Annotated in this window: 13 protein-coding genes; 6 read left to right on the forward strand and 7 right to left on the reverse strand. The window is 56.8% G+C overall.

Translation table 11 applies throughout. The features are described from left to right. Nucleotides 1-8: 8 nt before the first annotated feature. From ccoN to VGH19_04250, 3 genes are read right to left on the reverse strand one after another with little or no spacing between them, the layout of a single operon-like run. Nucleotides 9-2,162, reverse strand: coding sequence for a cytochrome-c oxidase, cbb3-type subunit I (gene ccoN / locus VGH19_04240; GenBank protein HEY1170558.1), 2,154 nt, complete (start codon nucleotides 2,160-2,162; stop codon nucleotides 9-11). Next, the gene (gene ccoS / locus VGH19_04245; protein HEY1170559.1) at nucleotides 2,143-2,352 is read right to left on the reverse strand and encodes a cbb3-type cytochrome oxidase assembly protein CcoS; all 210 of its coding nucleotides are present in this window, start codon (nucleotides 2,350-2,352) and stop codon (nucleotides 2,143-2,145) included. The genes ccoN and ccoS overlap by 20 nt, the downstream gene beginning before the upstream one ends. After that, nucleotides 2,349-4,826, reverse strand: coding sequence for a heavy metal translocating P-type ATPase metal-binding domain-containing protein (locus VGH19_04250; GenBank protein ID HEY1170560.1), 2,478 nt, complete (start codon nucleotides 4,824-4,826; stop codon nucleotides 2,349-2,351). The genes ccoS and VGH19_04250 overlap by 4 nt, the downstream gene beginning before the upstream one ends. 200 nt (nucleotides 4,827-5,026) lie before the next feature. Between VGH19_04250 and VGH19_04255 the strand changes: the two genes are divergently transcribed. From VGH19_04255 to VGH19_04265, 3 genes are all read left to right on the forward strand, one after another. Then, nucleotides 5,027-6,010 carry an alpha/beta hydrolase gene (locus VGH19_04255; GenBank protein ID HEY1170561.1) on the forward strand — a complete coding sequence of 328 codons (984 nt, stop codon included), beginning with the start codon at nucleotides 5,027-5,029 and terminating at the stop codon, nucleotides 6,008-6,010. Between the two features lie 160 nt (nucleotides 6,011-6,170). Then, nucleotides 6,171-6,590 (forward strand): response regulator, encoded by a 420-nt coding sequence (locus VGH19_04260; protein ID HEY1170562.1) that lies wholly within the window; start codon nucleotides 6,171-6,173, stop codon nucleotides 6,588-6,590. A 104-nt stretch (nucleotides 6,591-6,694) separates the two neighbouring features. Beyond that, nucleotides 6,695-7,729, forward strand: coding sequence for an alpha/beta hydrolase-fold protein (locus tag VGH19_04265; GenBank protein HEY1170563.1), 1,035 nt, complete (start codon nucleotides 6,695-6,697; stop codon nucleotides 7,727-7,729). A gap of 120 nt (nucleotides 7,730-7,849) precedes the next feature. On the opposite strand, the gene VGH19_04270 is transcribed toward VGH19_04265, so the two are convergent. The 4 genes from VGH19_04270 to VGH19_04285 all read right to left on the reverse strand — a co-directional run bounded on the left by VGH19_04270 (nucleotide 7,850) and on the right by VGH19_04285 (nucleotide 9,963). After that, complete coding sequence (locus VGH19_04270) at nucleotides 7,850-8,284, reverse strand: arsenate reductase ArsC (protein HEY1170564.1); 435 nt, start codon at nucleotides 8,282-8,284, stop codon at nucleotides 7,850-7,852. A gap of 12 nt (nucleotides 8,285-8,296) precedes the next feature. Beyond that, nucleotides 8,297-8,776, reverse strand: coding sequence for a DUF6428 family protein (locus tag VGH19_04275; GenBank protein HEY1170565.1), 480 nt, complete (start codon nucleotides 8,774-8,776; stop codon nucleotides 8,297-8,299). Nucleotides 8,777-8,782: 6 nt separating this feature from the next. Beyond that, nucleotides 8,783-9,487 carry an aquaporin gene (locus VGH19_04280; protein ID HEY1170566.1) on the reverse strand — a complete coding sequence of 235 codons (705 nt, stop codon included), beginning with the start codon at nucleotides 9,485-9,487 and terminating at the stop codon, nucleotides 8,783-8,785. 122 nt (nucleotides 9,488-9,609) lie between these two features. Beyond that, complete coding sequence (locus tag VGH19_04285) at nucleotides 9,610-9,963, reverse strand: metalloregulator ArsR/SmtB family transcription factor (GenBank protein HEY1170567.1); 354 nt, start codon at nucleotides 9,961-9,963, stop codon at nucleotides 9,610-9,612. A 170-nt stretch (nucleotides 9,964-10,133) separates the two neighbouring features. Between VGH19_04285 and VGH19_04290 the strand changes: the two genes are divergently transcribed. The 3 genes from VGH19_04290 (at nucleotide 10,134) to VGH19_04300 (ending at nucleotide 14,058) form a co-directional block, all read left to right on the forward strand. Continuing rightward, nucleotides 10,134-12,647 carry a PAS domain S-box protein gene (locus VGH19_04290; GenBank protein HEY1170568.1) on the forward strand — a complete coding sequence of 838 codons (2,514 nt, stop codon included), beginning with the start codon at nucleotides 10,134-10,136 and terminating at the stop codon, nucleotides 12,645-12,647. Then, nucleotides 12,644-13,081, forward strand: a complete 438-nt coding sequence (locus VGH19_04295) for a response regulator (GenBank protein ID HEY1170569.1) — start codon at nucleotides 12,644-12,646, stop codon at nucleotides 13,079-13,081. The genes VGH19_04290 and VGH19_04295 overlap by 4 nt, the downstream gene beginning before the upstream one ends. Nucleotides 13,082-13,200: 119 nt before the next feature. Further along, nucleotides 13,201-14,058, forward strand: a complete 858-nt coding sequence (locus VGH19_04300; GenBank protein ID HEY1170570.1) for a HEAT repeat domain-containing protein — start codon at nucleotides 13,201-13,203, stop codon at nucleotides 14,056-14,058. Nucleotides 14,059-14,108: the final 50 nt, after the last annotated feature.

A 14,108-nucleotide genomic window follows, 5' to 3' on the forward strand; every position in this document is an offset into this window, starting at 1 on the left:
TGGCCTTATTAGTTGGAGGGGTTAGGTGCCGGAGTGGTGGCGGCTTGCACCTTGATGTCCGTGCCGAGCCGTTGCAGATACGCGATCATCGCGATGATCTCCTTGTCCGGTTGTGCCTCGACGGAACCGACCTTCAGGTTCGTCACGATGGTATCCGCCTGTTTCTCCAAGTCCTTCAAAGCCTCGCCGTTCTCATAGCCTTCCGGATACGGCACGCCCACCTTGCGCAAGGCGGCGATGCGGGCGGGCAACGCCTTCTTGTCCATCTTCTGCTCCAGCAGCCACGGATAACGCGGCATGATGGAGCCGGGTGACGTGAGGCGCGGATCATCCATGTGATTGTAGTGCCACGCATCTGGATACTTCGCACCGACGCGATGCAGGTCCGGACCCGTACGCTTGGAGCCCCACAGGAACGGATGATCATAAACGAATTCACCTGCCTTCGAATACTCGCCGTAACGCTCCGTTTCCGAGCGGAAAGGCCGGATCATCTGTGAATGGCAACCTACGCAACCCTCGCGGATGTAGATGTCACGCCCCAGCACTTCGAGCGGGGTGTAAGGTTTCACACTGGAGATCGTCGGCACGTTCTCCTTGATGAGATACATCGGCACGATCTCCACCAGTCCACCGATGGCCACCGCGACGAGTGACAGCACGGTGAGTGTGATGGGTTTGGCTTCCAGCCAGCGATGCTTCCACGGATCTTGCTCCGCATGCAACTCGTGACCGGCATTGCGCGGAGCCGCTTGCGCTTCCACTTCCGGCACGAACACACCGGACTTGGCCGTCTTCCACAGATTGTAGGCCATCAAGAAAGCGCCCAAGATGTAGAGCAGACCACCCACGGCACGCAGTACGAACATGGGGATGAGCTGGATGACCGTCTCCAGGAAGTTCGCATACTTCAGGAAGCCTTCCGGCGTGAACTGCTTCCACATCAAACCCTGTGTGATGCCGCTCCAATACATCGGGATGACGTAGAACATCATGCCCGTGAGCGAGATCCAGAAGTGCCAGTTCGCCAGCTTCTTGGACCACAGCGGCGTATTATACAGGCGCGGGAACAGCCAGTAGAGCATGGAGAACGTAAGGAAGCCGTTCCAGCCCAGCGCGCCCGTATGCACGTGCGCCACGGTCCAGTCTGTGTAATGCGAGAGGGAGTTCACGCTCTTGATGGAGAGCAGCGGGCCTTCGAGCGTGGCCATGCCGTAAGCCGTGAGCGCCACGACCATGAACTTCAACATGGGTTCCTGACGCACCTTGTCCCACGCACCGCGCAGGGTGAGCAGACCATTCAACATGCCGCCCCAGCTCGGCGCCACGAGCATCACGGAGAACACCATGCCGAGGGATTGCGCCCAGTCCGGCAACGCCGTGAACAGCAAGTGATGCGGTCCCGCCCAGATGTAGATAAAGATGAGCGCCCAGAAATGGATGATGGAGAGACGATACGAGAACACTGGGCGCTCGGCCGCCTTCGGCAGGAAGTAATACATCAGGCCGAGGTAAGGCGTGGTGAGGAAGAACGCCACGGCGTTGTGCCCATACCACCATTGCACCAGCGCATCCTGCACACCCGCATAGATCGGATAGCTCTTGAAGGCGCTGGCAGGAACAGCCAGCGAGTTTACGATATGCAGCATCGCGACAGTCAGCGCCGTGGCGATAAAGAACCAGATGGCGACATACATGTGCTTCTCGCGCCGACGCAAGATGGTGCCCATCAAGTTCACCGTGAACACGACCCACACCAGCGCGATGGCGATGTCGATCGGCCATTCCAGCTCCGCGTATTCCTTGCTCGTGGTAAGACCAAGCGGGAGTGTGACGGCGGCGGCCACGATGATCGCGTTCCAGCCCCAGAAATTGATCCAGCTCAACGTGTCATTGAACATGCGCGCCTTGCACAGCCGCTGGAGCGAGTAGTAGATGCCCATGAACATGCCATTGCCCACGAAGGCAAAGACCACGGCATTCGTATGCAGTGGCCGCAGGCGGCCGAAGCTCACGAACTGCAGTTGCAGGTTGGCTTCCGGCCAGAAGAGTTGCACGGCCGCCAGCAAGCCGGCGCTCATGCCCACGATGCCCCATATCACGGTGGCGATCGCAAAGGCGCGGACGATCCGGTTATCGTATTTAAACGTTTCCAGGTTCATGTTCAGTCTTTTCAGGTTTGGTCGCTAAATCGTTTTTCTTCACCGGTTTGCCCGGCTCATCCAGCAGCACACGCATGGAAGGCGTGGCCGTATCCTCGTACTGACCGCTACGCACCGCCCACACGAAGGCGAGGAGAAAGCCGGTGGCGGCGATGATGCTCAGCGGGATCAATAGAAAGATGACGCTCATCGGATTTCCTCCATGGTTGCGCCGATACCTTCGCGCTTCGCCATCCAGCCGGTCATCAGGCACGCAAAGCCCACTACGGTGATAGAACTTACCGGCATCAAGATCGCGCACACGACGGGCGAGAGCAGACCTTGCACGGCCAAGGCCAGGCCGATGACGTTGTAAGCAGCAGATACGAGAAAACTGGCTTTGATGACCCGCACCGCGCTCTTCGCGAAGCGCAAGATGGCATCGATGCGTGGCACCAATCGCGCGGAGAGAATCATGTCGCTGGCCGGTGAGAAGGCGCTCATGTCTTCCACTACCGCCACGCCCACATCGCTCTGCTTCAGTGCCCCGGCGTCATTCAATCCATCACCCACCATCATCACCGTCTTGCCGCGCTGCTGCAGGTCACGGATGAAACCGAGCTTGTTCAACGGGCTTTGGTTGAAATGCAGATGCGCCTGCGCACCGAAGATCTCCGCGAAACGGGCCCGCTCGCGTTCATTATCACCACTGAGCAGCGCCAATTCATAATGGCTCGAGAGATTTTGGATAAGCCGGTCCGTCTCCGGGCGCAACGCGTTCTGCAACACATAGCAGCCACGATACTGGCCGTTGATGGCCACATGGATGACGCTGCCGCTTTCCGCCGCCGCACTCGCCACCCTTAGTCCGCGTGATTGCAACCATGTGGCCGAGCCCATCCAGATCTCCTGCCGGTTGACCTGGCCTTCCATGCCGCATCCGGCTGTCTCCAAGAAGGACCGCACGGTATCTGGGAAATGATTGCCCGCGATGGCATGCCCCAGGCGCACCGCCAACGGATGCGTGCTGTGCCGCGTCATGGAGAACAACGCCCGCTCCTCGGCTTCGCTCAAGGGAGTGCCGTGAAACTTCACCAGACCACCACCGACAGCCGTCAAAGTGCCCGTCTTGTCGAACACGATTGTGTCCACGCGAGCGAGCCGCTCGATGATGCCCGCGCTCTTCAGGAAAGCGTTCCACTTCGCCAGCCAGCGATGTGCCGTGCCAAGCGTGAACGGCGCGGCCAGCGCCAAAGCACAGGGGCAAGCGACGATAAGGACCGCTGTGAACGACTTCAAAGCGAGCGACGGATTGAAGACCGCCCAATACGCCGCCGCCCCGAGCGCAATGGCCAGCACCAGCTTCGTGAAACGCTGGCTGTATTCGTTCGTGAGATTGTCGAGGCTGTCGCGGTCTTCTTTGCGGAAGGCCTCCTGGTTCCAGAGCGAGGTCAGGTAGCTTTGCGAGACCGCTTTTACTGTCTCCACTTCGATGGCCCCGCCGATCTGGCGCCCGCCGGCGTAGATATAGTCGCCGGTCTGCTTCTCCACCGGTTCCGATTCGCCGGTGACGAAGCTGTAATCGATCACCGCCGGTCCCGCGACCAGCCGCGCATCAGCAGGGATCAGTTCGCCATTGCGCAGGATGAGATGATCACCCGTCTGGATCTGCGAGAGCGCGATGCGTTCTTCCATCTTGCCTTTCCGCACCACTGAGAGCGGAAAGAACGACTTGTAATCCCGGTCAAACGCCAGCCGGTCATACGTCTTCTGTTGAAACACACGACCGCTCAAGAGGAAGAACAGCAGGCCCGCGAGCGAATCGAAGTAGCCTTCACCCGTCCCACTCACGACCTCATATGTGCTCTGCAGGAAGATAGCGACGATGCCCGCCGCGATTGGCACCTCGATGGTCAGCAGCTTCTGGCGCAGGCTCACCCATGCCGCGCGCCAGTAATCTTGCGCACTGTAGATCACCACGGGCAGCGAGAGTGCCAGGCTGAACCATCCGAATATTCTGTGAAAGTAAGGTTCGCTCGCGCTGTCGAGACCGAGATAGGAGGCCAGACTGAACAGCATCGTGTTGCCGAACGCAAAACCCGCGATGCCGACTTGCAACCACAGCTTGCGGCTCACGATGCCCTTGGGCCGCGCTTCGAGGTCCGCCAGTTTCAGTTCCGGCTCATAGCCGAGTGACGCCAGCAATGTCACCACTTCGCTCAGCTTCACCTGATCCGTCGCGAACGAGAGCGCGATCTCCTTACGCGGGAAATGGACGCGCGCTTCGCCGATCTGCGGATTCAGCCGGTAAAGATTTTCCAGCAACCACACGCAGGCGATGCAATGGATGGCCGGGATGCGGAAGGTGATACGCGTGATACGTTCATTGCTGAAATCCACCAGGCGCTCGCGCACCGCCGGTTCATCCAGATACTGGTATTGCTCCACCTTGGCCGGTCCGCCGATGCGTACGCCCGCATTCTCGCTCAACTCGTAGAAGTTACCGAGACCGTTCTCGGTGAGCAGTTCGAACACCAACTGACAGCCTTGGCAGCAGAAAACATGGTTTTCTCTTGTCAGAGGATCAGCGCCGCAAGTTGTGCCGCAGTGAGTGCATGTCGTGTCGTTCAAAAGCGTCAGTGCTGTCGCTTCTGGTGCAGTCGTCTTGGCTAAGTCGTTCGGCATTCTTTGGTCTTCACTGGGAAGACAAAACTAGCTATCGGACAAAATGGATTTAGGGGCTTATCTATTTTTGCTTGGCATTGTTCATTTGTGGTTAATTAGAAAAACTGATTTAAATACGGTTAATTGATGCGGACAACTACTACGGGGAGAATTCACTTTCCAATGGGCTGATAAAACGCGCAGGTTTGTCCGCACGTGTTATGATACGTTCTGCCGACCAGGCCAATCTCCTGCCACTCATGCAAACTATTGGATTACATCATCTTAAGGGGCGGTTGGCCGGGGCGGTCGCCATTCTGATTTCATTGGTTTCGTTGCCAGTGTCTGGGCAGGTAATGGCTGTTTCCAAACCCACGCGTGCAAATGTTTCTTACGGCAAGCACGCGCGTCAGGTATTGGATTTTTATCAGGCGGAGGGGAAGCAGCCGCAGCCATTGCTATTCTTCATCCATGGCGGCGGTTGGATGAACGGTGACAAGGCGAACCCTGATTTTCTCGCGAAGTGCCTGGAGTCTGGCATCTCGGTGGTGTCGATCAACTATCGCTTCATCCCTGATGCCATCGCAGATAAGATCGATCCTCCTGTGAAGGCCTGCTTGGACGATGCCGCCCGCGCGTTGCAATTCGTCCGCAGCAAAGCGACGGAATGGAACATCGACAAAACGCGCATCGCCGGATGTGGCGGTTCCGCTGGCGGCTTTACTGCTCTGTGGCTCGCGTTTCATCCGGAGCTGGCGGATCCGAAAAGTGATGACCTGATCGCTCGCGAATCCACACGACTGACGTGTGTGCTGACTTTTGTGCCGCAGACATCTCTCGATCCACAACAGATGAGGGACTGGATCCCGAACAATGATTATGGGCATCATGCGTTTGCCTTGCCGAGCATGGCGGAGTTTATGAAGCAACGGGAAAAGCTGATGCCTTGGATCAAAAGGTTATCCCCTTATGAACTGGCCACGGCGGATGATCCCCCGGTCTTGCTCTTCTACGATTCAGTTCCAGCACTGGGGCAACCGCACAAAGATCCGCCTCATTCAGCAAATTTCGGCGCGGGTCTTGCAGTGAAACTCAAGCAAGTGGGGGTCAGTCACGAATTCAACTACACGGGTGCAACGGGATTGAAGTATCCCGATCTGTTCAGCTTTTTGACGGACAAGCTCAAAATTTCTCCGGCCAGATAACGGAATACAGGGAGAAAAGTTCTCTCCGGTTTGCATTTTACGAAAATGCGTGAACCTTATGGCCGGCGTGAAATAGGCTGTGCAACAAAGAGGTTAATTCCGGCTTTTTTTGAAATTGCGGGTTGTCTGGAACAGTAATCCAGAATAAACAGGGAGCTTGATGCTGGGAAAAATTCTATTGGTAGAAGACAGTGAAACTGATGCTATTCTGATAAAATCTTCCTTAAATAAGGTTTATTCGGATGTGCAACTTCATGTAGTCAGGGACGGCCAGCAGGCGATGGATTACCTGTCTGGCCTGGGTAAGTTTACGGATCGGGAAAAGTATCCTTTTCCCCAGCTTGTGTTATTGGACCTCAAGTTACCTGGTATTTCCGGGCTGGAAGTCTTGCGGTGGATACGTTCCACTCCGGCGCTTGCGGGATTGATCATCGTGGTGCTGACTTGTTCTGATTTTCCCGCAGATACGACCCAAGCGTATAATTTGGGTGCCAATTCGGTGCTGCGCAAACCCTCTTCAGGGGGGGACATGGCGGCCTTGTTGAAGTCCATCATAGATTATTGGGCGAGGAGAGAGTGAGGGTTGCGTCTGATTTCAGATGCTCGATTTAGGCATGGTGGATCGTTTCCTGAGAGCGTCAGCTTTACCTTGGGGCCGGGTTTTGCCATGCTGTGAACCAGCCCATGAAATCCATCGCTCTGTCCTGCACATTGCTGCTAAGTCTCAGTCTGCAATCTGTTTTCGCGGCGGATGCCAAAGGCCCCGCTGCTGCCACTCCTGCCAATACCAGCACGAATGTACCGGCATCGCCGACGCGCACGAAGGATAATGTGGAGTTCATCATCGGGCCCAATTACGCGAATGCGCCGGAGTTAACGGTGAAAGAAGGCGTGCCGAAGGGGAAGATCCATGAGTTCACGATGGATTCCACCGAGAGCAAGATCTATACGGGCATTGCGAAGAACCAGCCGCCGCCGGTCCCTTACAAACGCAAGGTGGCGGTGTATGTGCCCGCTCAATACAAGCCGGGGACAGCCGCCCCGTTCATCGTGGCGCAGGATGGCTTGGGGTATATGAACACGTTGCCGAAGGCGTTGGATAATCTGATCCATGAAAAGCGTGTGCCGGTGATGATTGCCATTATGATCAATTCCGGCGGTGGTGATTCCAAGGGCAGCCAGCGCGGTCTGGAATACGATACGATGTCCGGCCTTTATGCTGAGTTTGTGGAGAAAGAAGTGCTGCCGCGGATCGAGAAGGATTACAATCTGAAGTTCACGAAAGACCCGGAAGGCAGGGCGACGATAGGTGGCAGCTCCGGTGGTTCAGCGGCACTCTCCATGGCATGGTATCGGCCGGATCTGTATCATCGTGTGCTGACGTACTCCGGCACGTATGTGGACCAGCAATCGCCGAAGAGTGTAGTGACACCACGCGGTGCCTGGGAGTATCACGCCACGCTTATCCCGAACAGCGAGCGCAAGCCGCTCCGCATCTGGCTGGAGATCAGTGAAAAGGATAACGGGTGGAATCGCGATGAGGCGTCCTTGCATAACTGGGTGATGGCAAACCAGCGCATGGCGGCGGTGCTGAAGGCGAAGGGGTATCAATACCGCTATGTGTTCGCGGAAGCAGCCGGCCATACGGATGGACGGGTGACGCGGCAGACGTTACCGGGGGCGCTGGAGTGGTTGTGGGAGGGGTACAAGGGGAAGTAGTCCGCTTTTAGTGGAGCGCGGCTCTCCGAGCCAAGATACGAATTACAATTGCTGTCGTCTTTTTTAGGGACAACTGACTATCGCGGCTTGCTGCGACTCAGAGAGTCGCGCTCCGGGGGATTACGGTTTAGAGCGTTCTTGGGCGTAGGCTTCAAACTTTGCTTTGATTTCATCGCGGACGCGGCGGAAAACCTGCATCTGCTCTTCTTCGGTGCCGGTGGCGTGGGCAGGATCGTCGAAGGGCCAGTGGTAGCGATTCACCTGTCCGGGATAATGCGGGCAGACTTGGTCGGCTTTGCCGCAGACGGTGATAACGGTTTCCACGGGTTGATGCAGAAACTCGTTCATGCTTTTGGAGCAGTGGTGGGAGATGTCGATGCCGATTTCGGCGAGGGCTTTGATGGCGAGCGGGTGGACGTAGCCTGCGGGTTTGGAGCCAGCGCTTTCCACATTGAGGATATCACCGGCGACATGGCGCAGGATGCCTTCGGCCATGTGGCTGCGGCAGGAGTTGCCGGTGCAAAGGATGAGGACGGTGGGTTTGGTAGCGGACATAATTTTATCCAATTAGCAGCATTTGGTTTTCTCCAGCTTGGGAAGCTGAGGGAGAACAAAGTTTTTCGAAGTCTTGGGAGAAGGCGTGCAGTATTCTTTGGCTAGACAATCGGTGTGGCGAATGCCCAGTTGCACCAAGAGAGCGTTTTCATCTGTAGCAATGGAAGAGATGGGGAATTGCGCGATGAAGGGGGCCTCATATTCAAAATCAACGGACAGATCATCTGCTCCCATAACTGATGCGGCTTTATCCAAGACTTTAAGCAACGTTCCAGCGCTGATACGGTGCTCGGTGTCATCGGCGAACCAGATCTGCATGCGGCAGGTGGATTCCTTTCGCACGGTGCCGCCGCAATCGATGAAGTGTTTGTCGATGCGAGCGACTTCCGTGATGTGCGCGTGAGGCGGAATCTTGGTGCCGGTGGGCAGGGCGAATTGGAGCGCCTTGTCCGGATGCTGGCTCAAAGTTTTTTTGAATTCTGAAAGGTGCATAATGATTCAGTTCTTAGGGAGTGTGGATGCGGGAGTCGCGCAACAACCTGCGCAGCAGCCCGGTTCGCGGATGAGGCGGCAGCTTAATATGGCCAATGCGGCTCCTAATGAGGGTGCCAAGAGGTAAACCCAGAGGTGCTGTAAATTCCCGCTGATCAATGCGGGGGCGAGAGAACGGGCTGGATTCATCGATGCGCCGGAGACGGGGCCGCCGAACATGGCTTCCAAGGCGACGACGGAGCCGATGGCGATTCCGGCGGTGACTCCTTTTTCTTTCGCGCCGGTGGAGACGCTGAGGATCACCAGCATGAGAAGCCATGTCATGATGAATTCGAGCACGAAGGATTGGAGCGGTGAGCCGGTGGGCAAAGTGGCGCCGAGAGTCGGATGCGATGGGAAGAGGAATTTTAAAGTCAGACTCGCGAGCAAAGCGCCGGCAACTTGGGCGGTGATATAGGGCAGCACGGCGGATTTTTCGAAACGACCGGCGAGCCAGAAGTTTAGGGTGACAGCGGGATTGAGATGTGCGCCGGAGATATCGCCCAAGGTGTAGATGAGGGCAAGGACGATGAATCCGAAGGAGAGGGCGATGCCGGGGTGGGTGATGGTGCCGCCGGAAACTTGATTGATCATGATCGCGCCGCAACCGGCGAAGACGAGGGCAAAGGTGCCCATGAGTTCGGCGAGGGCGGCCTTTGAAGACCAACACAGCCAAGCTGGAATCCGAGCACCCCTCACCCCGGCCCTCTCCCCTCCGAGGGGCGAGGGAGATGGGGCATTTTGGGCGTATTGTTCGCCTGTGGGTTGTTGGTCAGATGATTTCATGGGGCAAGTCAGGAGCAGCAGGCGGAGACGATCTCGTCGGCTTTGTTGCTGACTTTGTTAAGGCGCTTCAGGTCGCGTTGGAAAACGGGTTCGGATTTCGCGTTCTCGGCGAGGGCGTCTAGCTGGGAGCGGATGGTTTTACCGGGTTTTTCAACCAGTTCGTAGATGACCCAGTTTTTGTGTCGGCGGTTGGTGACGAGGCCGTTGGTGCGCAGGGCGGAGAGGTGCTTGGAGATCTTCACCTGCGGTTCGCCGAGCACATCTTGGAAATGGCAGACGCAGAGTGGACCCTGGATCAAAAGATTCAGGATGCGCAGGCGGGTTTCATCGGCCAGCAGGCCGTGGAGCTTCGCAAGCTTCATGCGAAAGCTATATGCTCTAAAAAGAATATTCTGTAAAGAGAATATAGGTATGTTTTTTTGCAGGCCGCTTCAGGGCTGACCGGGGAGGATTGGAGGGGGTATTTGAAGTTTGTGTTTCTCCGGGGTTTTTGGTTATGGTCGCAAGGTTTTCGCAGAGAGCTCGAGATTGTATGAGTGTCCAGGCGCACAACATTCCACAGGCGGATGCCGCAACCGAGGTCAAACGTTTGCAGGCGGAATTGGCGGAGGCGAACCTGCGCTGGCAAAGGCTGGCGGCAGAGTATTCAACGAATGAAGCCCGGCAGCGCACGCTGGCGCGGTTGACGCATCAGCTTTCGGGAACGCGGGATGAGACGGAGGCAGCGCGGCTGCTGGAATGCGCCTGCCGCGACCTGTTTCATTACGATGCCTTTCTCCTGGATGCCTACGACGAGGATTGGAACGTGGTGAAGAACACGCTCTGCCTGGACACTGTCGATGGCGTCCGTCAGGAGGTTGCTCCCGCGTTCACAAACAGGGAGCCGGGGGCCTTGGCGCTGAAAGTGATCAAGGAGGGGCCGCAGTTGATCCTTCGCAAGCCGGAATCGCTGATGGATGAGGGTTTGCAACCTTTTGGTGACAAGGCGCGCCGGTCCATGTCGCTCATGTTCGCGCCGGTGCGCAATGGCGGAAAAGTGTTGGGGACGCTTACGGTGCAGAGCTACCGGTTGAACGCCTATATGCAGTCGGACCTGGATCTGTTGCAGGTGACGGCGGATCTTTGCGGAGGGGCATTCGACCGCATCCGCACGGAGATGGAGCTGCATGCGCGCGAGCAGCAGTATCACGAGATCGTGGAATCCACACAGGAAGGTGTGTGGGTGACGGATGCCTCCGGAGTCACCACGTTCGTCAACCGCCGGATGGCGGAGATGATGGGGTATGAGGTGGAGGACATGCTGGGCAGGACGTCTTTCGATTTCATGTTTCCGGAGAACCAGCAGAGGCCGTCGAATTTGGAGGAAGAGAGGCGCAAACCGCACCGGCAACTGGATCTGCGTTTGCGCCGCAAGGACGGTGCAGAGCTGTGGGTGCTGGTGACGGCGAATCCTATGCTTGATCCGGGAGGCAAGTTCTCCGGTACGGTGGGGTTGCTGACGGACATCACGGAGCGCAAGCGGGTGGAGGAGGAGTTGAAGGAATCAGATGCGCGATTCCACTCATTCATGGACAATCTGACGGGGTTCGCCTTTATCAAGGATCATGAGGGGCGCTATTTGTTTGTGAACAGCGAGTGGGAGCGCACTTTCGGAAGACGTCTGGCGGAGATCAAAGGGCTGTCCGATACGGACCTGTTTCCACAGGCACCGGCCGCTGTGTATCAAGGCAGCGATGTCCAGTTGCGGGCAAAAAAGCAGCCGATCCAGATGCTGGAGACCATCTATCATGGGGCGGAGCCACGAGAATATCTGGTGAACAAGTTTCTGGTGCCGGGCGATCGGGAGGGCGAGGAATTTATCGGCGGCATCGCGGTGGATGTGACGGAGCGAATACGGATGCAGCAGCAGCTCAGGGCTGCGGAAGCGAGATCGACAGCCATCTTGAATTCGGCCCTGGATGCGGTGGTTACGATCGATGAGCAGGGCTGTGTCATCGAGTTCAATCCGGCGGCGGAAAGGATGTTCGGTTATAAGAGTGCAGATGTGATCGGACAGCGCATGGGTGATCTGATCGTGCCGGAGGAGTTGCGTGAACGACATCAGCAGGCGCTGGAACAGTGTGCGCGTACGGGCGAGGCGAAAATTTTAGGGCGATTGATTGAGTTGCCAGCAGTGCGGGCGGACGGGACGCGATTCCCGGCGGAGCTGACGATCAACAAGGTGGAGCATGGGCCAAAACTGATGTTCACCGGGTTCATCCGTGACATCTCGGCGCGCAAGGAGGCCGAGCAGGAGATCAGGCAGTTGAATGCCACACTGGAGCGGCGGGTGGAGGAGCGGACAAAGGAATTGGAGGTCACGAACAAGGAACTGGAGTCTTTCTGCTATTCGGTCTCGCATGACTTGAGAGCTCCTTTGCGGGCGATCGACGGGTTCAGCCAGGCTTTGGAGGAGGATTACGCAGCGATGCTCGATGCGTCGGGGAAGAATTATCTGGACCGTGTGCGCAAGGCGACGAAGCGCATGGCGGTGCTGATCGATGACCTGCTGGAATTGTCCCGCATCACGCGGGCGGAATTGAAGATGATGGATGTGGACCTGACACAGATGGCGCGCCAGGTGAAAGAAGAGCTGGAGAACGGCCAGCCAGATCGCACGGTGGAGTGGGTGATCGCCCCGGAGATGAGGGTGTGGGGTGATCCGAGGCTGTTGCGCGTGGCGCTGGATAATCTGCTGGGCAACGCGTGGAAGTTCACGCGTAAAAAAGAGAAGCCGCGTATCGAGTTCGGCCTCATGCAGCAGAAGGGGAGCACAGTCTACTTTGTGCAGGATAACGGGGCGGGTTTTGACATGAATTATGCGGGCAAGCTGTTCGGGGCTTTCCAGCGGCTGCATAGCGCGGAGGAGTATGAGGGCACGGGAGTTGGGCTTGCGAATGTGCAGCGAGTGATCCATCGTCATGGGGGAAACATCAGGGCGGAGGCAAGGGTCAACGAAGGGGCCTCATTTTATTTCACACTATCAGAACCGGAGAAAAGGGCATGAACGAAAAACAGATATTGCTGGTGGAGGACAATCCGGATGACGTGGAGCTCACGCTCAGAGCGTTCAAGAAGAACCACATCCTGAACTGCCTGCAGGTGGTGACGGATGGCGCGGAGGCGCTGGACTATCTTTTCGGCATGGGGAAGTTCGCCGGGCGGGATACGAGCTATCAACCCACAGTCATTTTGTTGGATCTGAAGCTGCCGAAAGTGGATGGCATGGAAGTGTTGAAGGCCATCCGGGGAGATGCGCGTACCAAGCTGATACCGGTGGTCATCCTGACGTCATCCAAGGAGGAGGTGGACATCGTGAACGGTTACTCGAACGGGGCGAACAGTTATATCCGCAAGCCGGTGGAGTTCGAGAAGTTCATCGAGGCAGTGGGGCAGTTGGGGTTGTATTGGTTGCTGTTGAATGAGAAGCCGAGAGGATAAGGGCTCCACTTGGTTCTGTGCCCGAATGGCCAGGTTGAGCATGGTCGGAGCGGTGGTGTGACTCGCCAGACCACATGAAAAGGAATGAGAAAATAATCGGGTATAGCCTGGCGTTATCCGTGTTTGTTTTCTGGCTGATAGGGGCAATCGCCGAACGACATGACCCAAGGGTGGATGGTTTAGCGTTGAGCGACTGGTTGCGGCATCTGAACTATGAGGTGCTCTCGCCTGATACGCGGACGAACCGTGTGTGGGCTGCTGAGTCGGTGAGGAAGGCAGGTTCCGAGGCGGTCCCGCTGCTGCTGGAATATCTGGCGATGGATGAAAATTCCCGCAGTTATAAGATCAAGGAGAAGATCGCCAAGGTCATGCGCATCGACATCATGCATCCAATCTACCAGCGATGGGATGCGGTCACGGCTTTTAAGATATTGGGCACAAACGGTCAGGCTGCAGTGCCGCAGTTAATACTGATGCTGGAGGATACAAACCGGATGGAGTATGCGGCGATGTGTCTGGGGTGGGTGCGCGCTCCGGGAGCATTGATGATATTTACCAATCTTTTGAATGAGGCTGATGTGGAGAAACGCAAGACGGGTCTTTATGGTTTGGGTGCCTTGGGAGAGGCTGCGAGGCCGGTATCTCCACAGATCATTGCCATGGCGCAGAATGAAACGAACTATATCACCCGCATCGTCGCCATCGAGGCGCTGAGCGAAATCGGTCCGGCTGAGCAGGTCATACCATTGCTGACGCAAATAACGAAGACGGATACAAACGGCACAGTCCGCTTGTATGCAACGAGAGTTGTGGGGAGCTTCTATCGGGAGCCGGAGAAAGCTAGAACAGCTCTTAAGGCAGCAGAGCAGGACAAGGATCAGATGGTTCGTGATGGTGCCGAAATCGGGCTAAAAGCGCTGGAGGAAGCGATAGCAACGGAGGAGTTGAGAGTGATCTGGAGAGAAAACTACCCATGAGTCCATCTGCATATGGTGCCAGTGCGCATGCCTGCCGCTTTAGAGCGGCT

The organism is Verrucomicrobiia bacterium, from assembly GCA_036405135.1.
Lineage (GTDB): Bacteria > Verrucomicrobiota > Verrucomicrobiia > Limisphaerales > JAEYXS01 > JAEYXS01.